The following is a 23167-nucleotide window of genomic DNA, read 5'->3' on the forward strand; positions in this document are numbered from 1 at the left end:
ATGGTCGAAACCTTACTGGAAGTACGTAACCTGAGTAAGACCTTTCGCTATCGCACCGGCCTGTTTCACCGTCAGACCGTCGAGGCTGTTAAACCGCTGAGCTTTACGCTGCGCGAAAAGCAGACGCTGGCGATTATCGGTGAAAACGGCTCGGGCAAATCGACCCTGGCAAAAATGCTCGCGGGTATGGTCGAGCCGAGCGGCGGTGAAATACTGATTGACGATCATCCTCTGGAATTTGGGGACTACTCTTTTCGCAGTCAGCGCATCCGGATGATTTTTCAGGATCCGTCGACGTCCCTGAACCCGCGTCAGCGTATTTCCCAGATCCTGGATTTCCCGCTGCGGTTGAATACCGACCTGGAGCCGGAAGCGCGTCGCAAACGGATTGTCGAAACCCTGCGTCTGGTAGGCCTCCTGCCCGACCATGTCAGCTATTACCCGCACATGCTGGCCCCGGGCCAAAAACAGCGTCTCGGTCTGGCCCGCGCGCTGATCCTGCGCCCGAAGGTCATCATCGCCGACGAAGCGCTGGCGTCGCTGGATATGTCGATGCGTTCGCAGCTCATTAACCTGATGCTGGAGTTACAGGAAAAACAGGGGATCTCGTATATCTACGTGACTCAGCACCTGGGCATGATGAAGCACATCAGCGATCAGGTGCTGGTAATGCACCAGGGAGAAGTTGTTGAGCGCGGCAGTACCGCTGACGTGCTGGCCTCCCCGCTCCACGATCTGACAAAACGCCTGATTGCCGGCCACTTTGGTGAAGCGTTGACGGCGGACGCGTGGCGTAAAGATCGTTAGCCGCTGCGTAACCCGCTTGCCAGCAGAGTAAACACCTCTATGGCATGCGGGAGGGTCTTCTGCGGTTCTTCACTCGCGGCAATCAGCAGAGCCGCATTCAGAGCAGCGCCATTCAGCAGATGGGCTGCGACTCTGGCATCCATCTTTTTGATTACGTTGCACTCCATCATTTTTTCGATGGTCTGACGGGTCGACTCAAGGCAGCTGTTCTGGCTGGGCCATTGCGCCGGGTCGCCCAGAACAGCCGGGCCGTCAAGGAGGACGATACGCTGAACTTCCGGAACGAGCGCCATTTTGATATAGGCGATGCCCTCCGCCAGCAGTCGCTCCCAGTCATCTTCGGCGGCGGCGGCAATCGCTTTTGCGTTTGCTGCCATTTCGCTGTCTATCTGCGCGACCACCGCCGCCAGTAATCCCTTCTTGTCGTTGAAATTATGATATAGCGCGCCGCGTGTTAACCCCACGCTTGCCGTGAGTTCATCCATTGACGCTGCGGCATAGCCTTTTTCAGCAAATGCCTTTCGCGCCGCCTGAATCATTTTCTCGCGATTTTCCTGGGCCGTTTCAGCGCGACGTTTTGTAGCCATGGGACTTCCTTAATTAAGCGATAACTATAATTTGACATACGCGACGTATGTGAATTACATTTTTCACATACGTCGCGTATGTTACTTCTACCGCGTAAGCACAACAATACCTCTGACAGAAAAGGAAAAGCCATGCCTTCACGTGATCCCGTCTTCCCGGCTAACCGACATGCCCTCTATGAAGAGCATGGCTATTCAGCTGCAATCCGCTCTGGCGATCTGTTATTTGTTTCCGGTCAGGTTGGCAGCCGCAGCGATGGCACACCTGAACCCGACTTCCCCGCTCAGGTGCAGTTGGCGTTCGATAATTTACGGGCGACTCTGGCAGCCGCAGGATGTACTTTTGACGATCTGATCGATGTCACGACGTTTCATACCGATCCTGAAAACCAGTTTCCCGTCATCATGGCGGCGAAAAAACTGGCATTTCCGCACGCTCCTTACCCAAACTGGACAGCAATAGGCGTTAACTGGCTTGCGGGTTTTGATTTCGAAATTAAGGTTATCGCCAGGATCCCCTCGTCAGCGAATTAAGATCCGGCTGTATAAGCGTGAAGCTCCGGGCAGTCTCTGGTTGGATGAGGCGAACCCTGCGTGCGGTGATATACTGCTGGGATACACACGAAACAGCCTGATGAAGAGTCAGTTCAACCTCTTCCGTGAGCCCATTCACGGCGCAGGAGCGAGAAATATCGTGACACAAGGGGCTGTGAGTGGGCTATAATTTCGAGCTAATTTCGAATGATTTTGAAATACTGCCTGTAACGCTATGAATTACAAGGCAAAATAAGCAATGAATATAAGGATTAAAGCTATGGGTTTTCTTTCCGGTAAGCGCATTCTGGTGACTGGCGTTGCCAGCAAACTGTCCATCGCATACGGCATCGCACAGGCAATGCATCGCGAAGGCGCTGAGCTGGCGTTCACCTACCAGAACGACAAGCTGAAAGGCCGTGTTGAAGAATTTGCCGCGCAGCTGGGTTCCAGCATTGTTCTGGAATGTGACGTTGCACAAGACGAAAGCATTGATGGCATGTTTGCTGAACTGGCAAAAGCATGGCCGAAATTCGACGGTTTTGTTCACTCCATCGGCTTCGCTCCTGGCGACCAGCTGGACGGCGACTACGTGAACGCGGTTACCCGTGATGGCTTCAAAATCGCCCACGACATCAGCTCCTACAGCTTCGTTGCAATGGCAAAATCCTGCCGCGCGATGCTGAACCCGGGCGCAGCCCTGCTGACTCTGTCCTACCTCGGCGCAGAACGTGCTATCCCTAACTACAACGTTATGGGTCTGGCGAAAGCATCTCTGGAAGCCAACGTGCGCTACATGGCGAACGCGATGGGTCCTGAAGGCGTGCGTGTTAACGCTATTTCTGCGGGTCCAATCCGTACCCTGGCCGCTTCCGGTATCAAAGATTTCCGTAAAATGCTGGCACACTGCGAAGCGGTTACCCCGATTCGTCGTACCGTTACCATCGAAGATGTGGGTAACTCTGCGGCATTCCTGTGCTCTGACCTTTCCGCAGGTATCTCCGGCGAAGTGGTTCACGTTGACGGCGGCTTCAACATCGCTGCAATGAACGAGCTGGAAATCAAATAAGCTTGTCACTCTCTTCCCGCCAGGGAAGAGAGTTTCCTCCCGCCCCTCGTTATTCCGTTCTGCTATTTGTTATCACCTAACAATATTTTTCCCCTCATCCGCCTTACGCCAGGATATTGATCGCCATTTTGAGATCAAGGAACGCCCATGGAACAACGCCGTTTTTCCGGCAAAGGCCACTGGTATCATGAAACCCAGTCGAATCATTCGCAGACGGACGTTCTGCCGCTGGTGCCCGAAGCCGCTAACGTCGACGACCGTTTTTTGCTCGATCTAGCCCTGCCCGATGACATTCTCGCAAGCTGTGCTGGTTGGCTTACGCCTGCCCGAACCCTCTGTCATCTTTTGTTCCCACTTGATACTCCCGTGAACCGTCTGCATACGCTCAGCGCCTACGACAGGCTGAGCACGGCATTAACGGTTGCCCAGGCGTGTGGCGTTCAGCGGCTCTGTAACCACTACGCTGCTCTGCTCGCCCCTCTTCCGGGGCCGGACTCCTCCCGGGAAAGCAATCGACGCCTTGCAGAAATTACCCAGTATGCCCGCCAGTTAGCCAGCTCACCCGATGTCATTGATGATAAGGCCCAAAACCAGCTTGATGAGGTTGGACTCACAACGTATGACATTGTGCTCATCAACCAGATCATCGGCTTTGTCGGTTTTCAGGCGCGAGTGGTCGCGGTATTTCAGGCATTGCTTGGCTATCCGGTACGCTGGCTGCCCGGGCACCACATTCAGCCCCATACGTTGCCGGTCAGCTTCAGCAGATGGACCGCCACGCTACCCGCAGTTGAGCTAAAATATGCCAGTGCGCTTCAGCTTGAGGCGCTCTCACGCTGGCAGGCGGAACCGGCGCTTGAAGCGCTTACTCCTGTGCTGTGTCATGAGCCGATGCTGCTTGATCTGACGGGCGAAATTCTGCTTAACCATCCGCGAAGTGAAGGTCCCGCGTCTTCGATGCTCTCAGCCGCTCGTGCGCTGCTTGTCGCCTCTCCGGATCGCTTTAGCGCCGCCCAGTTAACGCCCCTGACCGGGTCAGGTCTCTCGCCAGAGAAGGCCATCAACCTGCTTACCCGAGATGCATTTTATGGCTGGCTGGACCGTCTGCGCGTGGCGCTCGGCAAAGAGGAATAACCATACTCTTTACCTAAAGAGCGCTTGCTGTAGCAGTGAGATTCGCGTAAAACTGTCAGCCGCTCAATGGCTACGAAAATAGAACATTATGTTTCAGGACAACCCGCTGCTAGCGCAGCTTAAACAGCAACTGCATTCCCAGACGCCGCGTGCAGAAGGGGTCGTAAAAGCCACGGAAAAGGGCTTTGGCTTTCTTGAAGTTGACGGGCAGAAGAGCTACTTCATTCCGCCTCCTCAGATGAAGAAAGTGATGCATGGCGACCGCATTTCGGCCGTTATTCATACCGAAAAGGAACGAGAGTCTGCCGAGCCGGAAGCACTGATCGAACCTTTCCTGACCCGCTTTGTCGGGAAAGTGCATAAAAAAGACGATCGTCTTTCTGTCGTGCCGGACCATCCTCTCCTGAAAGATGCTATTCCGTGCCGCGCCGCGCGTGGCGTTGAGCATGATTTTGTTGAGGGTGACTGGGCAGTTGCTGAGATGCGCCGTCATCCTTTAAAAGGCGATCGCGGTTTTTACGCCGAGCTTACCCAATACATTACCTTCGGCGACGACCATTTCGTCCCATGGTGGGTGACGCTGGCGCGCCACAACCTCGAAAAAGAAGCGCCTGAGGGCGTGGCGACTGAAATGCAGGACGAAGGTCTGGAACGTCGCGATCTGACGGCGCTGGACTTTGTCACCATCGACAGCGCCAGCACCGAGGATATGGACGATGCGTTGTATGCCGAAGAGACAGCCGATGGCAAACTGCATCTGACCGTCGCTATTGCCGACCCTACCGCATGGATTGTCGAAGGCAGCAAGCTGGACGAGATGGCCAAAGTGCGCTCGTTCACCAACTACCTGCCGGGCTTTAACATTCCGATGCTGCCGCGTGAACTCTCCGACGATCTTTGCTCGCTGCGTGCGCACGAAGTACGTCCGGTGCTGGCCTGTCGGATGACCATTGCGGCTGATGGTACCATTGAAGAAGATATTGAATTCTTCGCCGCCACCATCGAATCCAAAGCCAAGCTGGCCTATGACGACGTGTCCAACTGGCTGGAGAACACGGGCAGCTGGAAACCCGAGTCCGACAACATTGCCGCACAAATTCGTCTGCTGCACCGCGTCTGCCTGAGCCGCAGCGAATGGCGTCAAACTCACGCGCTGGTCTTCAAAGATCGTCCGGACTACCGTTTTGTGCTGGGTGAAAAAGGTGAAGTGCTGAATATTGTCGCTGAGCCGCGCCGTATTGCCAACCGCATCGTTGAAGAAGCGATGATATCCGCCAACATTTGTGCCGCCCGCGTGCTGCGCGACAAATTAGGCTTTGGCATTTACAACGTGCACACCGGGTTTGATCCGGCGAACACCGAAGCGCTGGCTGCCCTGCTGAAAACCCATGACGTACACGTCGATCCTGAGGAAGTGCTGACCCTGCAAGGTTTCTGCAAACTGCGCCGCGAGCTGGACGCGCAGCCTTCAGGGTTCCTTGACAGCCGTATTCGCCGCTTCCAGTCCTTTGCGGAAATCAGCACCGAGCCAGGCCCGCACTTCGGCCTTGGCCTTGAGGCTTACGCGACCTGGACCTCCCCGATCCGTAAGTACGGCGATATGGTTAACCATCGTCTGCTGAAAGCGATCATCAAAGGGGAATCTGTTGCCCGCCCACAGGATGATACGACATTGCAGATGGCAGAACGTCGCCGTCTCAACCGTATGGCGGAGCGTGATGTCGGCGACTGGTTATACGCGCGCTTCCTGAATGATAAGGCAGGGACTGACACCCGTTTCCCGGCTGAAATCATTGACATCAGCCGCGGCGGTATGCGCGTTCGTCTGGTGGATAATGGCGCCGTTGCCTTTATTCCTGCCCCGTTCCTGCATGCCGTTCGCGACGAACTGGTTTGTAGCCAGGAAAACGGGACCGTGCAAATTAAAGGCGAAACGGTTTACAAGGTCACTGACGTGATTGATGTCACCATCGCTGAAGTGCGCATGGAAACCCGCAGTATTATCGCGCGCCCTGTCGCCTGATAACCGCGTAAACTTCCGGCCGTTCCGTTAAGGGGTGGCCGGGAGTTCTCTTCTGTATTATCTCCCGCAAAATCATCGTTTTTTCTCACACTTTTCTGTTTCCCATCGCCACATTTCGCCAGAATTATCTACAGTAAAAGAGAGCCGTCATTGTCGACTGCAAATGAATAATTTGTGCGCTACTCAGCAGCCGCGGGAGAAAACGTGATGGACGATCTGGAGCAGAATTTGCTGTTTCGTTACATGGGTACGCATAGCCCCTGGTGGCGACTGACAGCAGACAGCAATGCTCTGCATCTTGCTGCCAGTGAAAGCGCTGACATCATTCAGGTGGTGGCGCTGGATGATGAGCAGGCTGCGCTGATCCGCCAGCTCACCGTGATAACCTCCAGCATTGCCATGACCCTGCCCTTGTACGGTGTGGACGTTCCCGTTCATCTTGTCGGCCGTAAAATTAACAAAAATGAGTGGGCAGGAACGGCATCAGCCTGGAACGATACTCCTTCCGTGGCGCGGGACCTGGCGCAGGGGCTCTCCTTCGCCGAACAGGTAGTGTCCGAGGCTAACTCCGTGATTGTGATCCTCGACCAGAACGGGAATATTCAGCGCTTCAACCGTTTAAGTGAAGAATATACGGGCCTGAAGGAACAGGAAGTTATCGGGCAAAACGTGTTCAAACTGTTTATGAGCCGTAGCGAAGCCGCGGCCTCCAAACGCAACATCACCGGTTTTTTTCGTAACGGCAGCTCGTACGAAGTTGAACGCTGGATCAAGACCCGCAAAGGGCAGCGCCTGTTTCTCTTCAGAAATAAATTTGTTCACAGCGGCAGCGGGAAAAATGAAATCTTCCTCATCTGTTCAGGTACCGATATAACCGAAGAGCGTCGGGCCCAGGAGCGCCTGCGCGTACTCGCCAATACGGATACGATTACCGGTTTGCCTAACCGAAACGCCATCCATGAGCTGATCTCTGATGCCATCACCGCTCGGGGTGACACCCAGGTAGGCGTGGTTTATCTCGATCTGGATAACTTTAAAAAAGTGAACGATGCCTATGGGCATATGTTTGGCGACCAGCTGCTACAGGCCGTTGCGCTGGCGATCCTGAGCTGCCTGGATGAAGGACAAACCCTGGCGCGCCTGGGTGGGGATGAGTTTATCGTGCTGGCCACCGATACCTCGCAGGGCGCGCTGGAAGCCATGACATCGCGCATACTGACCCGACTTCGTCAGCCTTTCCGCATCGGGCTGATAGAGGTTTACACCGGCTGCTCGCTGGGCATCGCGCTTGCGCCCCAGCACGGTAACGATCGCGAAAGCGTCATTCGTAATGCCGACACCGCCATGTACACCGCCAAAGAAAATGGCCGGGGCAAATTCTGCGTCTTCTCGCCAGAGATGAACCAGCGCGTATTTGAATACCTGTGGCTGGATACCAACCTGCGTAAAGCGCTGGATAACGATCAGCTGTTAATCCACTACCAGCCCAAAATAACCTGGCGCGGCGAAGTCAGAAGTCTGGAGGCGCTGGTGCGCTGGCAGTCGCCAGAGCGTGGCCTGATCCCGCCGATGGAGTTTATCTCCTATGCTGAGGAGTCAGGGCTGATTGTGCCCCTGGGCCGCTGGGTTATGCTTGATGTGGTGCGCCAGGTGGCAAAATGGCGCGACAAGGGGATCAACCTTCGCGTCGCGGTCAACGTCTCCGCCCGTCAGCTGGCGGACCAGACCATCTTCAGCGACCTGAAGCAGGCGCTGAAAGACCTGAGTTTTGAATACTGCCCGATTGACGTGGAATTGACCGAAAGCTGTCTCATTGAAAATGAAGAGCTGGCCCTGTCAGTGATCCAGCAATTTAGCCGCCTGGGAGCGCAAATTCACCTGGATGACTTTGGTACGGGGTACTCTTCCCTGTCGCAGCTGGCGCGCTTCCCTATCGATGCCATTAAGCTTGACCAGGCTTTCGTGCGGGACATCCATAAGCAGTCCATTTCACAGTCGCTGGTGCGTGCGATAGTCGCCGTGGCGCAGGCGTTAAATTTGCAGGTCATTGCTGAAGGGGTGGAAAGTGCAAAAGAAGACGCCTTTCTGACGAAGAATGGCGTCAACGAACGGCAGGGTTATCTTTTTGCTAAGCCCATGCCCGCTGCCGCATTCGAGCGATGGCTAAAGCGCTATCAGGCCAGAAATGTCCGTTAGCTGGCTTTGCGTAAGCCCGTCGCCTGATGGCGATTTTGCAGCATAACCAGCCGCTCCATGTAGGCGATATCCTTCGGTTCAAGGCAGAAGGCGGCATCAACCCAATCCTCGGTAATGTCCATCAGCTCGCTTCGCGGAAGTGGCAGCACGCGCGTACGTGCACGCAGCATGGCCCTTACGCCGTTGAGCTTCGGCTGTAGCGTGTCGATAAACGTCCGCACCGAAACATAGCTCTGTAACGGCTCGAATAAGAGATCCACAAGACCATACTGCTCATACCATTCCGCCGTATGCGTCTCACCTTTGTAGATCAGCGCCTCCGCCATTTTCATGCCGGCGCGACGCGCCACCAGTGAATAGCCGCCCATGCCCGGGAACAGATTGAACGCGATTTCCGGAAAGCCTAATCGGGCATCGCGCTGGGCCAGAATGAAATGATGCGCCAGCGCGGCTTCAAACCCGCCCCCTAACGCGCTTCCTTCCACCATAGCCAGCGTGACAGCTCCGGTATCAAACCCTCGCGAGGCGGCATGAACGCAGTCCACACAGGCCCGGGCATAGGCGCGTAACGCTTCGCGTCGGTTGTTTTTGATGCACTCAACGAAGAACTGTAAATCACCGCCGGTATTGTAGATGTCAGGGACCAGCGATCCGGTGACCCAAAAATCAACGACAAATCCGGACTGTCGAACCAGCCAGGAGAGATTCATGATCTCCTCGATCAGCGCATGATTGAAGCAAGGCCGTGGCGTGGCACGTAACATCATCCACACCGTACGCCGTTCGGCCTCATAATAAGCCGCCAGTTGAGTGAATCGTTCAGCATCAGTAAACAATGTGCAGGTTGTCTGGTTGATAACTGTCATAGTCGAATTCCTCTTATAAAAAAGCGCGTTGCGCGCAGTTTTAGACTAATCCACCCCTACAACCCGCAGCATACGGGGGTTAAATTTATCACTTTCATTTATGAACTTTGGTTATTGCATTTTTTACCTTCTCTTTTGAATCAATTTTCTGCATCATTGATAATATTAACTTTTCGCTTCAGGGTGAGCTTATGTCTAACATTGATGCAAAAGCCGTGGCACAGCGTATTGATACTGTGCTGGATATTCTTGTCGCAGGCGATTATCACTCTGCTATCCGTAACCTTGAAATCCTCAAGTCTGAACTGCTGGCTGAGAACGGCGCTGATAACGCTCCAGAATCCACTCAACCTAAAGCCCCGTGGGAAGTGTAGCCACGTCGTTTCCGCCCTTTCCTTTTAAATGGATGCTATGAATTCCCGACAACAAATCATTTTGCAGATGGTGATCGATCAGGGACGCGTAAGCGTGGTCGATCTCGCTAAAGCCACCGGCGTTTCTGAAGTCACCATTCGTCAGGATCTGAATCTGCTGGAAAAACAGAGCTACCTGCGGCGTGCGCACGGATATGCCGTTCCACTGGACAGCGACGACGTCGAAACCCGCATGATGAACAATTATGCGCTCAAGCGGGAGTTGGCGGAGTTTGCTGCATCCTTAGTGAATAACGGTGAGACCGTCTTTATTGAAAATGGCAGCAGTAACGCCCTTCTGGCGCGCACGCTCGCCGATCAAAAAGACGTTACCATCATCACCGTAAGCAGCTATATCGCCCATCTGTTGAAGGAAACTCAGTGCGAGGTGATACTGCTGGGCGGCATTTACCAGAAGAAAAGCGAAAGCATGGTGGGGCCATTAACGCGTCAATATGTTCAGCAGGTTCACTTCAGTAAAGCATTCATTGGTATTGACGGCTGGCAGCCCGACACCGGCTTTACTGGTCGCGACATGATGCGTTCAGACGTGGTTAACGCCGTACTCACCAAAGAGTGTGAAGCGATTGTGCTGACCGACAGCTCTAAGTTTGGCGCCGTACACCCTTATACGATGGGTCCGGCTTCACGCTTCAGCCGTGTGATTACGGATGAGCGTTTGCGCGATGAATATCGCCAGCAATTAGAACAAGACGGCCTGACTGTCGATATTGTGAAAAAAACGGCCTGATTATCCTGCTGCGCCCGAATAATGGGCGCACTTAAACCTTTCTCTGAGAGTATTCCGACCCTGCCTTTAAGAGTTTTTACCTGTTGAAACCGTTCTAAACACGTAAAATTAATATTAGCGATATAACAGGAAGTGACTATCACCTGCGTGATGATGAAACGCCTGCGCGACCAGCTTTCACGGGAACAGAATTTAAGTATGGATATTGTCTATACTTAAAGTGCATTCCTTTCCGTGAATCGATAATTCAGGAGAAAGTATTATGACCTTTACCAGCAAAAAATTAGCCGCCGCTGTTCTGGCAATCACTGTAGCAATGTCCCTGAGCGCTTGCTCTAACTGGTCTAAACGTGACCGTAACACCGCGATTGGTGCCGGTGCTGGTGCGCTTGGTGGTGCAGTATTAACGGATGGTAGTACGCTGGGTACATTAGGTGGTGCTGCCGTAGGTGGTGTTATCGGTCACCAGGTGGGCAAATAATCACCATAACGGCTCTCACCGGTATAATAATATATTTTGTATTTTCAGGTCTGACTTACGCACTTAAAAAAAAGAGCCACGGCAATGTCCGTGGCTCATTTATTTTAGCCGCCCGCCAGTTTAACTTTCATTCCTTTGGCTTCCAGCAGCGTTTTAATTAAATCCCGTTTATCACCCTGAATCTCAATAATGCCGTCTTTTACTGCCCCACCGCATCCGCACTTCTTTTTAAGTTCAGCGGCGAGCTTTACCAGGTCTGCATCATCCAGATCAATGCCAGTGACAAGGCAAACCCCTTTACCTTTCCTGCCGCTGGTCTGCCGCTGAATTCGCACGATACCATCGCCTTTCGGACGTTCAGCTTTCTCTTTTGGCTCTTCAATGCGCCCGGTATCCGTTGAATAGACCAGACGACTGTTGGCGTCACGCATTATGCCCCCTTTTTCAGTGATGCATTAATCGCTTTCAGGGTCTCTGCCGGATGAGCGGATTGCGTCACCGGGCGACCAATCACCATATAGTCTACACCCGCGCTCAGCGCCTTCTCTGGCGTCATGATGCGTCGCTGATCCCCAGACTCGCTGCCTGCCGGACGGATACCTGGCGTTACCAGTTTAAAGTCGCGGCCTAGCACAGATTTGAAGCGAACCGCCTCCTGAGCCGAACAGACCACGCCATCGAGACCACACTGTTGCGTGAGGCGCGCCAGACGCTCCGCGTGTTCGGCAGGTGACAACGTCACACCCAGGTCGCGCAGGTCGGATTCATCCATACTGGTCAGCACGGTGACGGCGATCAGAAGCGGAGCGTCATTGCCAAACGGCACCAGCGCTTCGCGCGCAGCCGTCATCATGCGTGCCCCGCCGGATGCATGAACGTTAACCATCCACACGCCCAGTTCAGCCGCCGCAGCTACGGCGTGCGCAGTGGTATTTGGAATATCATGGAATTTCAGGTCGAGGAAAACGTCGAAGCCACGCTGGTGCAGATCGCGGACGATTGACGGGCCGAACAGCGTAAACATCTCTTTGCCTACTTTCAGACGGCAATCGCGGGGATCAATGCCATCAACAAAGGCCAGTGCGGCGTCACGGTTATTGTAATCCAGAGCAACAACTACGGGAGAATCGGTAACTACGCGGGAAGTGGAGGATGTAACAGACGTCATGACCAGCCCTTTTCGTCTATGGGCGCGCAGCGGCGCGGAACAGATAAACGGCGTGCATTCTACCTGCCCTCGGGGTAAATGAACAGAATCGAATGATTTTCCTGCCGAACCCCAGACCGCACGGTGCTGAAGAAATCACTGCAACCATTAGTATGTTGTAACTAAAATGCGGAGTTTTAAAAAATCACTGCCCGTCCAGACCTCGGATTGGCTTAATGGTGGACCACGCCCGGCAGGAAGGGCAATGCCAGTAAAGCGAATAGGCGGTGAAGCCGCATTTCTGGCAGCGATAGCGCGGTTTGCTGCGCACCTGTTCACCCACCATGTCTCGCAGCACCATCAGGCTCTCTTTAGCGCGCCCTTCTTCTGCGTCATTAAGGTGGTAATCCATCAGCTTATGGAATACCCGCATGGTAGGATGACGCTGCAACTGACGGGTAATGTATACCTGGGCGGTATCACTCCCTTCGTGCTCTTCAACGACGTCGGACAGCATCAGCTCGGCTGTGGCACCGGTGTTTTCTTCAACGCAGCGACGCAGAAACGCAACCCACTCGTCCTGCTTACCTAACTGCTGATAGCAGGTTTGCAGCATTTCCAGCGTTTCGCTGACCAGCTCTTTGTCCTGATCGATAACGCGAAGCAGGCTCTCCACGGCTTTGGCGTAATCACCGTTAGCCATAAAGACCCGCCCCATCATGATCGAGATGCGCGCGCTGTTGCGATCGGCCGCAGCGCCTTTCTTTAACAATGCCATGGCTTTATCCATGTCATCGCTACCCATCTGCTGGAGAGCCAGCTCGCAATAGAAGTGGGCAATTTCGACGCGTTGTTTGTCTTTACCGAGTTTGACCAGCCGTTCGGCGGTATCAATCGCTTTTTGCCAGTCGCTGGTGGCCTGGTAGATTTGCAGAAGCTGCTGAAGCGCACCGATACGGAAGTCCGTCTCATCCACCAGCTGAGAGAACATATCCTCGGCGCGATCGTAAAGCCCCGCGGCCATGTAATCCCGCCCAAGTTGCTGCACGGCCAGCAACCGTTGCTCATAGGTCAACGAAGCGCTTTCCATCAGGGTCTGGTGGATACGAATGGCACGGTCAACCTCTCCGCGCGAGCGGAACAGGTTTCCCAGGGTGAGATGCGCCTCTACGGTGCCGGTATCCTCTTTGAGCATGTCGAGGAACAGATCCACCGCTTTATCCTGCTGATTGCTCAGCAGGAAGTTCACCCCCGCTACGTAGTCACGGGAGAGTCGGTTTGCTTCATCCTGTTTTGTTTGTTGCGCGCTTCTGCGGCCCATATACCAGCCATAGGCTGCGGCGACAGGCAAAAGCAGAAACAACAACTCCAGCATATTCGATTATTCCTTGACTACCGGCACACCAGAGCTCGCCGGAATGTCAGACGCAGGCGTAAGTTGATGTTCAAGTCGTTTAATTTTACGTTCAGCGCGAACAAGAGAAACACGAACCTTAAGCCAGAACAGGCCGCATACAAGCCAGCCGATGACAAAACCCGCCGCGAATAACACCGCCAGCAGGCTCGACACCCGGTACTCGCCCTGCGCCAGCAGATAGTTAAAACTTACCTGTTGATCGTTTTGCGCGCCCAATGTGACTGAAATGACAAAAATCGCCAACACCAGTAAGAAAATGAGTAAATATTTCACATGACTTCCCGTTATGTGGTTCGAGCGTATAAAGCGTGTTCAACTCACTGCAATCAGCCTTATAAGCTACCATTTTAGTGGCGGGCGCGAAATGGAAAAAGTAACGCGCCCTACATGGATTTATGGTCAAAATGCGGAATATCAACCTTCAGGTTCCGCCAGACTCCCTTTCGGCTATTTCTTCCTTCTCTTCCGGCGGCGGCGTCAATGGTCCACAAAAACGTTGTGCAAGCCAGGTCGCCAGCGTCACCAGTACCCACGAGATCAGCGTTGCTACCACCAAATCACGCGGCCAGTGCATCCCCAGCAGCATCCGGCTGCCCATTACGCCTGTCGCCCAGACCAGCAAAATCGCAATCGTGAGGGTACGCCGACGCGGCCACAGCAGTCCCACGCCAAGTAGCGCCCAGCTGGCAGCAAACATCGTATGCCCGGAAGGAAACGCAAAGCCGGTCTCTTTTTGCCAGTGTTTGCGTAAAAAGGTCGGGATATCCTGCTGTTCTGCAAGCTGCTCCTTTACCAACGCACCGCGATCTTTACGCTTTAAATTGTAGAACTCATCCACCGGAACATGATGCGTTTTTTCCAGCCAGACGACGAAAGGACGGGGTTCCTGCACGCGATCCTTGACCCACGACTTCACCCCTTGCCCGATAAGTATGGCGCCGCCGAGAATAGCGAACAGTACCAGCGCCGCGCGAAGGCGAAAGCGCAGGCACCACAGGAACCAGCCACAGAGCAGCACGTGCGTAATAATCCCCCACGGCTGGGTGACCGTCTCGGTTATCCAGTATAAGGCTTTCAGCCACGTCTCGTTTTGTCCGGGCTGCCACATCCAGCCGGAGAACCAAACGACCAGGGGTATAACGAGCAATACGGCGGCGCCTGCGGCCGTTCGTCTGGCAATTGAAAGCATGTCCTCTCCTTTTTCACTAAGCACCACAATCATAACTGAATTTCATCATTCAGGTGGATATGTCGGATTGTGCGTTTAACGTTTGTAAAGCGTGGTGGTGATTAGGTGAAGTTGCCGGGCTTGTGGCAAAATAGTCCAATACAGAAAGCATAATGGGGCAAAGGCACGAAACGTGTCAGCCTGGTCTGGAGAATCACATGCAGCTTAAACGTGTGGCAGAAGCCAAACTGCCAACCCCATGGGGCGATTTCCTGATGGTGGGTTTTGAAGAACTGGCAACCGGGCAAGATCACGTCGCCCTGGTATTCGGCGACATTTCGGGGCAAACGCCGGTGCTGTCCCGCGTTCATTCAGAGTGTCTGACCGGTGACGCGCTGTTCAGCCTGCGCTGCGACTGCGGTTTCCAGCTTGAAGCCGCCCTTTCTCATATCGCAGAGGAAGGACGTGGCGTTCTGCTGTATCACCGTCAGGAAGGACGCAATATCGGCCTGCTGAATAAAATCCGCGCCTACGCGTTGCAGGATCAGGGCTACGATACCGTCGAAGCGAACCATCAGCTCGGCTTTGCTGCTGACGAGCGCGATTTCACCTTGTGCGCGGATATGTTCAAGCTGCTGGGCGTGGACGAAGTGCGTCTGTTGACCAATAACCCGAAAAAAGTGGAAATCCTCACTGAAGCGGGCATCAATATCGTGGAACGCGTGCCGCTGATTGTCGGCCGCAACCCGAAAAACGCGCACTACCTCGACACTAAAGCCGCCAAAATGGGGCACCTGCTGAGCGAATAAACGCAAAACGCCCGGCATATGTGCCGGGCGAGTTTTATCAGTCCAGCATCTTACGAATCACATAATGTAAAATGCCGTCGTTCTGGTAATAGGTCAGCTCTGTTGCCGTATCAATACGACACCGGCAATCCAGCACTTCTGTCGTTCCATCTGCGCGCGTTAACTTCACCGGAACGGTTTTACCCGGTTGCAGATTTTGCAGACCGCTGATATCAATCTGCTCTTCCCCGGTCAAACCTAGCGTTTTACGCGTTACGCCCTGCGGGAACTCCAGCGGCAGGATCCCCATCCCGATCAGGTTTGAGCGGTGGATACGTTCAAAGGATTCGGCAATCACCACGCGAACCCCGAGCAGACGCGGACCTTTTGCCGCCCAGTCGCGACTGGAACCGGAGCCGTACTCTTTACCGGCAATAACGGCCAGCGGCGTCCCCTCCTGCTGATACTTCATGGCTGCGTCATAAATTGAAATGACCTCTGTATCCGGCAGGTGGCGCGTCATACCCCCTTCCACGCCTGGGACCATTTCATTGCGAATGCGGATGTTGGCAAAGGTCCCGCGCATCATCACTTCGTGGTTACCGCGGCGCGAACCGTAGGAGTTGAAATCGCGACGTTCCACGCCACGACTTTGCAGATACCGACCTGCCGGACTGTCCGCCTTGATGCTACCCGCAGGGGAGATATGGTCGGTGGTGACGGAATCGCCCAGCATCGCCAGAATGCGCGCGCCGTGAATATCTTTCAGCGGTGCAGGCTCCGCCAGCATTTCGTCGAAGAATGGCGACAGGCGAATATAGGTGGAATCATCCTGCCAGTCATAGGTATCGGAACCCACCACGTCGATCGCTTTCCATTCCGCTGTGCCTTCGAACACTTCCGCATACTCTTTGCGGAACATCTCGGTGGAAACTTTCTCTACCGCGCGCGCAATTTCGCGCGATGATGGCCAGATGTCTTTCAGATAGACCGGTTCATTTTTGCGATCGTGACCAATCGGATCGGTCGCCAGGTTAATGTTCATGTTTCCGGCCAGCGCATAGGCTACAACCAGCGGCGGCGAGGCCAGCCAGTTGGTTTTCACTAGCGGATGAATACGCCCTTCAAAGTTTCGGTTACCGGAAAGTACCGCGCCAACGGTCAAATCCCCCTGCTTGATCGCCATTTCAATAGGTTCAGGCAGTGGACCAGAGTTACCGATGCAGGTCGTACAGCCGTAGCCCACCAGGTTAAAGCCCAGCTCGTCGAGGTAAGGCGTGAGTCTGGCCTGTGCCAGGTAATCGGATACCACTTTCGAACCAGGCGCCAGGGAGGCTTTAACCCAAGGCTGTGGCTTGAGCCCCAGCTCTACCGCTTTTTTTGCCAGCAGCCCGGCAGCCATTAACACACTCGGGTTGGACGTGTTGGTACAGGAAGTGATAGCGGCGATCACCACGGCGCCGTCAGGGAGCTGATACTGATGCCCGTTCAGAACATAGTCCACCGGACGGTGATCTTTTTGTGCGGCGTTAACTTCCAGCTCATTGCTGGCGGCAAAGGCTTTCGGAACGTTGCTCAGGGCGACGCGGTCCTGCGGACGTTTTGGCCCTGCGAGGCTTGCCTCAACTGTGCCCATATCCAGCTCCAGCGTACTGGTAAATACCGGCTCGTCACCCGGGTTACGCCACATGCCCTGCGCTTTGGTGTAGGCCTCAACGAGAGCCACCTGCTCCTCGCTGCGACCACTGAGGCGCATATACTCCAGCGTAACGCTATCAATCGGGAAAAAGCCGCAGGTCGCGCCATATTCCGGCGCCATGTTGGCGATGGTGGCCCGGTCCGCCAGCGGCAGTGAATCCAGACCATCGCCATAAAATTCAACGAATTTGCCCACCACGCCATGCTTACGCAGCATCTGGGTGACCGTCAGAACCAGATCCGTGGCGGTAATGCCTTCGGATAACTTACCGGTCAGCTTAAAGCCCACCACATCGGGAATGAGCATTGATACCGGCTGGCCGAGCATGGCCGCTTCCGCTTCAATACCACCGACGCCCCAGCCCAGAACGCCAAGGCCGTTAATCATGGTGGTGTGTGAATCGGTGCCCACCAGCGTATCAGGGTAAGCCACCCACTCTTTATCCTGCAATTCACTCCAGACGGCTTTGCCAAGATATTCCAGGTTGACCTGGTGACAAATGCCAGTGCCCGGTGGAACAACGCTGAAGCGGCTGAACGCCTGCTGACCCCATTTCAGAAATACGTAGCGTTCATGGTTACGTTCCATCTCCAGACGGACGTTTTCGCCGAAAGCATCGTCGTCACCAAAGTGATCGACGGTGACGGAGTGGTCAATGACGAGGTCTACCGGGGACAAGGGGTTAACCTTAGCTGTATCGCCCCCGAGACGCTTAACGGCTTCACGCATAGCTGCCAAATCCACCACCGCTGGCACGCCAGTGAAATCCTGCATCAGCACCCTGGCCGGGCGATAGGCAATTTCTCTGTCTGCATGAGCATTTTTCAGCCACCCTGCCAGAGCCTGGATATCCTCCTCGGTAACCGAGTCGCCATCCTGCCAGCGCAAGAGGTTTTCCAGTAAGACTTTCAACGACTTGGGTAACCGCGAAATGTCCCCAAGCGTTCTGGCAGCCAGCGGTAAGCTGTAGTAGCGCCAGGTTTTATTTTCCGCCTGTAATGTGTCCTTACTGGCTTCGCGTAGGGTTAACGACATAAGCTCCTCCTTAAAAACAGGGATGTCCTGACAATCATCAGGGCTGTAATTAAAGATAACACAAAGATGTCGTAACGTTTTGATAACAACCCAAATTGATAAATTTAGGAATGGTCCAACGCGAGGGATAAAACAAAAACCCCGCCGTGGCGAGGTTTTACGATTTAGTGCAAGGCCAGCCAGAGGAGCTGACACCAGAAGAGGATCGACGCTGAGAATACGCCGAGCCATGACCAGTATTTTACGGTTGTCATGTTATTCATCATAGGGACACCAGACTTTAATTATTTAAGGTTGCGAGGTCTGCCCTCGTTCTATATTGCTGATGTGTATTTATTAAGGAGTACAAAAGTGCATAGTCTTTATTCAGACTATTTGCATTATTACGCAAAAATCAAAATTATTGTTTTTTGGGTTCGTCTTCCGCGAACACATCAATAAAGGCCTGCTGTTGTGGCGTCAGTTTCCAGGAAGCTGGCACGCTGGTTGCTGGCGCCTTACGGGCTTTGTGAACATTGTCACGAAGCTGACACATCTCTTTTCTCGCTTCTGTACGCACCGTCATGACCATAATCAACCCCAGTAATTCCAGACAAGAAGAGCAACCACCACCCAGAACAGGGCAGAGCCAAGAAAGACCGCCAGCCAGGCTTTACGCTTAAGCGCGGGATCCCTTTGCGGTTCTTCACTTCCTGACGGCATTGCTAACCTCATACAATCGACATCGCTTATCATTTAGAGACCAAACAATTGGCACAAGTAATCATCCGATGAGATAAATCCTAAAGAAACTTTAGCCGAAAAGCCAGTGAATTTACGTATCTGGGCCTGGGAAAATTCAATCTTTTGACCCGAAATAAATAATTGAAAAGAATAATTTGCACAGCTGTAAATTAGTTTCTACTTTTGTCGCAAATTTGCGACAGTAAAACCATAGTCATTAAATGGGTTATGACGATATATGACAGTGGGCGTAGATGATGATAATTCTAATTCAGGTTTAAAGGGGAATGACGGTATCTTTCCGTATCAGAAAGATACCGGGTGTGATTATTTGGCGGGAAGTTTAATGTCTTTAAACATCTCTTCGATGTCTTCATTGGAGCGTAACGCCACAGCTGTATCCACCACGTCGCGCGTTAAATGTGGCGCGAAGCGTTGAATAAAATCATACATATAGCTGCGCAGGAACGTGCTGCGACGAAAACCTATCTTGGTGGTGCTGTGGCTGAAAATATCATGCGCATCCAGACGCACCAGATCCGGGTCTGAGACAGGATCCACCGCCATGCTGGCAATAACTCCAACGCCCAGGCCCAGACGCACATACGTTTTTATGACGTCCGCATCCGTCGCCGTAAAGACAATCCGTGGCGTTAATCCGGCGCGGTTAAACGCGGTGTCCAGTTCAGAACGGCCCGTAAAGCCGAACGTATAGGTCACCAGCGGGTATTGCGCCAGTTCTTCGATTGTCACTTCGCCCTTCCCCGCCAGCGGGTGATCCGGGGTCACGACAATAGAGCGGTTCCAGTGGTAGCACGGGAGCATGACCAGATCATCGTACAGATGGAGGGCTTCCGTCGCGATAGCGAAGTCTGCATTGCCTTTAGACACGGCCTCTGCGATTTGCGTCGGCGAGCCCTGATGCATATGCAGGGAAACGCGTGGATAGCGTTCGATGAAGCCTTTGATCACCCCAGGAAGCGCATAACGCGCCTGTGTATGCGTGGTGGCAATATACAGAGAGCCTTTATCCGGCCAGGTATGCTCCCCGGCGACGGATTTAATGGCGTCGACTTTGGAGAGCACTTCCCGTGCGATGCGTATGATTTCCTGTCCTGCCGGCGTGACCTGAGTCAGGTGCTTACCGCTGCGGGCAAATATCTGAATACCTAACTCATCCTCCAGCATTCGCACCTGCTTACTGATGCCGGGCTGAGAGGTATAAAGACCTTCTGCGGTGGAAGAGACATTGAGGTTATGATTGACGACCTCAACGATATAGCGAAGCTGCTGTAATTTCATGCCAGACCATCCGATTTAGCGCATGCGTCAATCGCTTAAGACGATTTGATAATAAGAAACGGGTTAACTATAACCACTATATCATTTATAGCCAGGCTGTATAGTACGGAACAAAAAATAATAACTACGTAATAAAAAAGGGCCGCAAGTCCGGCCCTTTTACAGGTAAGTTACGGTAAGGGAAGATTATTTCTTGCCTTCAACCCATTTCCCGTCGACGAAGAAGGCTGACCATCCGGTCGCTTTGCCCTCTTTCTCTGCCGCCACGTACTGCTGCTTCGTTTTACGGCTGAAGCGCACCACGGTTTTGTTGCCTTCCGGATCCTGCTGTGGCGCATCGGCCAGGTAACGCAGTTTCTCCGGCAGACGGTCGCGGAAGCGGTACAGCTCTTCTACCAGCGGCGCACGGGTTTCGCGCGATTTCGGGAAGGTGTTGGCCGCCAGGAATACCCCGGCAGCGCCGTCACGCAGCACGAAATACGCGTCTGACTTCTCGCACGGCAGCTCAGGAAGCGGAACCGGATCTTCCTTCGGCGGCGCAACTTCACCGTTACGCAGGATCTTACGCGTGTTTTTACAGTCGTCGTTGGTGCATGCCATGTACTTACCGAAGCGTCCCATTTTCAGATGCATTTCGGAACCACATTTCTCACACTCAACGATTGGACCGTCATAGCCCTTAATACGGAACTCACCTTCTTCGATCTCATAACCATCGCAGGTCGGGTTATTGCCACAAACGTGCAGTTTGCGTTTTGGATCGATCAGGTAGCTGTCCATCGCCGTGCCGCATTTCTTACAGCGGCGTTTGGCGCGCAGTGCGTTGGTCTCCGCATCGTCACCTTCCAGCACGTTGAGAACTTCGTTCTCCGGCACGAGGTTGATGGTGGTTTTGCAACGCTCTTTCGGCGACAGCGCATAGCCAGAGCAACCGAGGAACACGCCCGTGGTCGCGGTACGGATCCCCATTTTACGGCCGCAGGTTGGGCAGTCGATGCTCGTCAGTACCATCTGGTTAGGCAGCATGCCGCCCTCTTCAGGATCTTTCTCGGCTTTCTCAAGCTGATTGGTAAAATCGCTGAAGAAGCTGTCGAGAACTTTCTTCCATTCTGCCTTATGGCTGGCAACCTCATCGAGGCTGTCTTCCATCTGCGCGGTGAAGTCATAGTTCATCAACTCACGGAAGTTCGCTTCCAGACGGTCGGTGACAATCTCACCCATTTTTTCAGCATAGAAACGACGGTTCTCGACGCGAACGTATCCACGATCCTGAATGGTCGAAATGATTGACGCATAGGTGGACGGGCGACCGATGCCGCGTTTTTCCAGCTCTTTCACCAGCGATGCTTCGCTGAAGCGCGCAGGTGGCTTGGTGAAGTGCTGAGCCGGGACCAGATCAACCAGCGACAGCTCGTCACCTTTGTTGACTGAAGGCAGCGTTCTGTCTTCATCACCTTTACGCAGCGCTGGCATCACTTTTGTCCAGCCGTCGAAGCGCAGAATGCGGCCGCGCGCTTTCAGGCGGAAATCACCCGCGCCGACGGTCAGCGTGGTGGAGTCGTATTTTGCTGGCGTCATCTGGCAGGCGACGAACTGTCGCCAGATCAGCTGATACAGCTTCTGGGCGTCCGCTTCCATATCTTTCAGCGATTCAGCCAGAACGGAAACGTCAGAAGGACGAATCGCTTCGTGCGCTTCCTGAGAATTCTCTTTGCTGGCGTACTGATTAGGGCTGTCCGGCAGGTATTTCTTACCGAAGTTGTCCTCGATATAGCCGCGCACCATGTTGACAGCGTCCTGGCTCAGGTTGGTGGAGTCAGTACGCATGTAGGTGATGTAACCCGCTTCATACAAACGCTGGGCCATCATCATGGTTTTCTTCACGCCGTAACCCAGACGCGTACTCGCCGCCTGCTGGAGAGTTGACGTGATAAACGGTGCGCCAGGCTTGCTGCTGGTCGGTTTGTCTTCACGATCCAGAACCTGATAACGCGCTTTTTCCAGCAGCGCCACGGCGGCCATGGTTTGATCGCGATTTTCAGGACGGAACGGTTTGTCGTTGTGGTGGCTCACCTGCAACGGCAGCGCATCGCCGCCCGGCGTGGTGACATTCGCATCCACTTCCCAGAACTCTTCCGGGACGAACGCTTTGATCTCGCGTTCACGCTCTACAACAAGACGAACAGCCACAGACTGCACACGCCCCGCAGACAGGCCGCGAGCGACCTTTTTCCACAGCAACGGCGAGACCATGTAGCCTACAACGCGGTCCATAAAGCGACGCGCCTGCTGAGCGTTAACACGGTCGATATTCAGTTCACCCGGCTTTTCAAACGCCTGACGAATCGCATTCTTTGTAATTTCGTTGAACACTACACGGCTGTAGCGTTTGTCATCACCCCCGATCACTTCCCGCAGGTGCCATGCGATGGCCTCCCCTTCGCGGTCAAGGTCGGTTGCGAGATAAATGTGGTCTGCTTTTTCAGCAAGCTGTTTCAGCTCGTTAACGACTTTTTCTTTGCCTGGCAGCACTTCGTAATGTGCATCCCAGTTGTGCCATGGGTTAACACCCATGCGGTTGACAAGCGCGCTACGTTCATCCTTTTTAGGCTTTTTAGCCCCTTTGGTGGAGGTAGAGTCTGCGCTCTTTTTGCTGGCTGAGCCACTGGTCGGCAAATCGCGAATGTGACCAACGCTGGACTTAACCACGTAGTCATTGCCCAGATATTTATTGATCGTTTTGGCTTTTGCCGGGGACTCAACGATGACGAGAGCTTTACCCATATTCACCTTTACCTAATTTAATTCTTCCAGGAATACGCCGCACGTTGATTTCCCTTCCGCTGACGACGAGCCATTGATATTGCGACGTCGTCAGGGGATATCAACCCCTATGTGTTACCGAACGTCAGAATGGCGACATCCAGGTCATTGAGTTTTCGGGTATTTTTCTCACATCAAAGTTCATTCGTGACGAATTCCCGGTCGAATGTCAAGCAATTCTGTTGCCAGAATGACGAAAGCGCA

The 23167-nt window shown here is 53.7% G+C and carries 23 protein-coding genes; 10 read left to right on the forward strand and 13 right to left on the reverse strand.

Annotated elements, in window-relative coordinates; all coding sequences use genetic code 11:
* The gene (gene sapF / locus ACOTX5_RS05175; RefSeq protein WP_003856838.1) at positions 1 to 807 is read left to right on the forward strand and encodes a putrescine export ABC transporter ATP-binding protein SapF; all 807 of its coding nucleotides are present in this window, start codon (positions 1 to 3) and stop codon (positions 805 to 807) included.
* Here the strand turns inward: sapF and ACOTX5_RS05180 are convergent.
* Entirely contained in the window at positions 804 to 1394 is a 591-nt protein-coding gene (locus ACOTX5_RS05180) for a TetR/AcrR family transcriptional regulator (protein WP_023296707.1), read from the reverse strand. The two genes, sapF and ACOTX5_RS05180, sit on opposite strands and share 4 nt — an antisense overlap.
* Positions 1395 to 1526: 132 nt before the next feature.
* Between ACOTX5_RS05180 and ACOTX5_RS05185 the strand changes: the two genes are divergently transcribed.
* From ACOTX5_RS05185 to pdeR, 5 genes are all read left to right on the forward strand, one after another.
* Positions 1527 to 1928 carry a RidA family protein gene (locus ACOTX5_RS05185; protein ID WP_045911814.1) on the forward strand — a complete coding sequence of 134 codons (402 nt, stop codon included), beginning with the start codon at positions 1527 to 1529 and terminating at the stop codon, positions 1926 to 1928.
* Between the two features lie 280 nt (positions 1929 to 2208).
* A complete protein-coding gene (fabI, locus tag ACOTX5_RS05190; protein WP_003856831.1) occupies positions 2209 to 2997 on the forward strand; it encodes an enoyl-ACP reductase FabI in 789 nt (262 codons plus the stop codon).
* A 147-nt stretch (positions 2998 to 3144) separates the two neighbouring features.
* A complete protein-coding gene (locus ACOTX5_RS05195; protein WP_045911815.1) occupies positions 3145 to 4131 on the forward strand; it encodes a CMD domain-containing protein in 987 nt (328 codons plus the stop codon).
* A gap of 88 nt (positions 4132 to 4219) precedes the next feature.
* Complete coding sequence (locus ACOTX5_RS05200; protein WP_045911816.1) at positions 4220 to 6154, forward strand: exoribonuclease II; 1935 nt, start codon at positions 4220 to 4222, stop codon at positions 6152 to 6154.
* Positions 6155 to 6358: 204 nt separating this feature from the next.
* Entirely contained in the window at positions 6359 to 8350 is a 1992-nt protein-coding gene (gene pdeR, locus ACOTX5_RS05205) for a cyclic di-GMP phosphodiesterase (RefSeq protein ID WP_045911836.1), read from the forward strand.
* On the opposite strand, the gene ACOTX5_RS05210 is transcribed toward pdeR, so the two are convergent.
* Positions 8347 to 9216 carry a crotonase/enoyl-CoA hydratase family protein gene (locus tag ACOTX5_RS05210; RefSeq protein ID WP_017384209.1) on the reverse strand — a complete coding sequence of 290 codons (870 nt, stop codon included), beginning with the start codon at positions 9214 to 9216 and terminating at the stop codon, positions 8347 to 8349. The genes pdeR and ACOTX5_RS05210 overlap by 4 nt on opposite strands.
* A 191-nt stretch (positions 9217 to 9407) precedes the next feature.
* On the opposite strand from ACOTX5_RS05210, the gene ACOTX5_RS05215 reads away from it, so the two are divergent.
* The 3 genes from ACOTX5_RS05215 to osmB all read left to right on the forward strand — a co-directional run bounded on the left by ACOTX5_RS05215 (position 9408) and on the right by osmB (position 10861).
* Entirely contained in the window at positions 9408 to 9590 is a 183-nt protein-coding gene (locus tag ACOTX5_RS05215) for a hypothetical protein (protein ID WP_023303834.1), read from the forward strand.
* 37 nt (positions 9591 to 9627) lie between these two features.
* On the forward strand, positions 9628 to 10380 hold the full coding sequence (locus ACOTX5_RS05220; protein ID WP_063945147.1) for a DNA-binding transcriptional regulator YciT: 753 nt from the start codon (positions 9628 to 9630) through the stop codon (positions 10378 to 10380).
* 262 nt (positions 10381 to 10642) lie between these two features.
* Positions 10643 to 10861 carry an osmotically-inducible lipoprotein OsmB gene (gene osmB / locus ACOTX5_RS05225; protein WP_017384212.1) on the forward strand — a complete coding sequence of 73 codons (219 nt, stop codon included), beginning with the start codon at positions 10643 to 10645 and terminating at the stop codon, positions 10859 to 10861.
* A 104-nt stretch (positions 10862 to 10965) separates the two neighbouring features.
* Here osmB and yciH read toward each other — a convergent pair whose 3' ends face one another.
* The 5 genes from yciH to pgpB all read right to left on the reverse strand — a co-directional run bounded on the left by yciH (position 10966) and on the right by pgpB (position 14614).
* Entirely contained in the window at positions 10966 to 11292 is a 327-nt protein-coding gene (gene yciH, locus ACOTX5_RS05230; protein ID WP_003856822.1) for a stress response translation initiation inhibitor YciH, read from the reverse strand.
* Positions 11292 to 12029 carry an orotidine-5'-phosphate decarboxylase gene (gene pyrF, locus ACOTX5_RS05235; protein WP_063945148.1) on the reverse strand — a complete coding sequence of 246 codons (738 nt, stop codon included), beginning with the start codon at positions 12027 to 12029 and terminating at the stop codon, positions 11292 to 11294. Before pyrF ends, yciH begins: the two co-directional genes overlap by 1 nt.
* A 184-nt stretch (positions 12030 to 12213) precedes the next feature.
* Positions 12214 to 13383: a lipopolysaccharide assembly protein LapB gene (gene lapB / locus ACOTX5_RS05240; protein ID WP_003856819.1), complete on the reverse strand. Its 1170-nt coding sequence runs from the start codon at positions 13381 to 13383 to the stop codon at positions 12214 to 12216.
* Positions 13384 to 13389: 6 nt separating this feature from the next.
* A complete protein-coding gene (locus ACOTX5_RS05245) occupies positions 13390 to 13698 on the reverse strand; it encodes a LapA family protein (RefSeq protein WP_003856817.1) in 309 nt (102 codons plus the stop codon).
* Between the two features lie 148 nt (positions 13699 to 13846).
* Entirely contained in the window at positions 13847 to 14614 is a 768-nt protein-coding gene (gene pgpB, locus ACOTX5_RS05250; RefSeq protein WP_003856815.1) for a phosphatidylglycerophosphatase B, read from the reverse strand.
* A 197-nt stretch (positions 14615 to 14811) separates the two neighbouring features.
* Between pgpB and ribA the strand changes: the two genes are divergently transcribed.
* Complete coding sequence (gene ribA / locus ACOTX5_RS05255) at positions 14812 to 15402, forward strand: GTP cyclohydrolase II (protein ID WP_003856813.1); 591 nt, start codon at positions 14812 to 14814, stop codon at positions 15400 to 15402.
* 37 nt (positions 15403 to 15439) lie between these two features.
* On the opposite strand, the gene acnA is transcribed toward ribA, so the two are convergent.
* The 6 genes from acnA to topA all read right to left on the reverse strand — a co-directional run bounded on the left by acnA (position 15440) and on the right by topA (position 22924).
* Positions 15440 to 18115, reverse strand: a complete 2676-nt coding sequence (gene acnA / locus ACOTX5_RS05260) for an aconitate hydratase AcnA (RefSeq protein ID WP_045911818.1) — start codon at positions 18113 to 18115, stop codon at positions 15440 to 15442.
* 164 nt (positions 18116 to 18279) lie between these two features.
* Positions 18280 to 18378, reverse strand: coding sequence for a small membrane protein YmiC (gene ymiC / locus ACOTX5_RS05265; protein ID WP_032103392.1), 99 nt, complete (start codon positions 18376 to 18378; stop codon positions 18280 to 18282).
* Between the two features lie 137 nt (positions 18379 to 18515).
* Positions 18516 to 18680, reverse strand: coding sequence for a hypothetical protein (locus tag ACOTX5_RS05270; RefSeq protein ID WP_162184032.1), 165 nt, complete (start codon positions 18678 to 18680; stop codon positions 18516 to 18518).
* Positions 18681 to 18688: 8 nt separating this feature from the next.
* Complete coding sequence (locus ACOTX5_RS05275; protein ID WP_213083754.1) at positions 18689 to 18829, reverse strand: YmiA family putative membrane protein; 141 nt, start codon at positions 18827 to 18829, stop codon at positions 18689 to 18691.
* A gap of 336 nt (positions 18830 to 19165) precedes the next feature.
* Positions 19166 to 20140 carry an HTH-type transcriptional regulator CysB gene (gene cysB, locus ACOTX5_RS05280; RefSeq protein ID WP_006810844.1) on the reverse strand — a complete coding sequence of 325 codons (975 nt, stop codon included), beginning with the start codon at positions 20138 to 20140 and terminating at the stop codon, positions 19166 to 19168.
* A gap of 186 nt (positions 20141 to 20326) precedes the next feature.
* On the reverse strand, positions 20327 to 22924 hold the full coding sequence (gene topA / locus ACOTX5_RS05285) for a type I DNA topoisomerase (protein WP_003856806.1): 2598 nt from the start codon (positions 22922 to 22924) through the stop codon (positions 20327 to 20329).
* Positions 22925 to 23167 lie beyond the last annotated feature (243 nt).

It is taken from the genome of Enterobacter cloacae complex sp. IR5441 (assembly GCF_049238215.1).
GTDB lineage: Bacteria > Pseudomonadota > Gammaproteobacteria > Enterobacterales > Enterobacteriaceae > Enterobacter > Enterobacter hormaechei_C.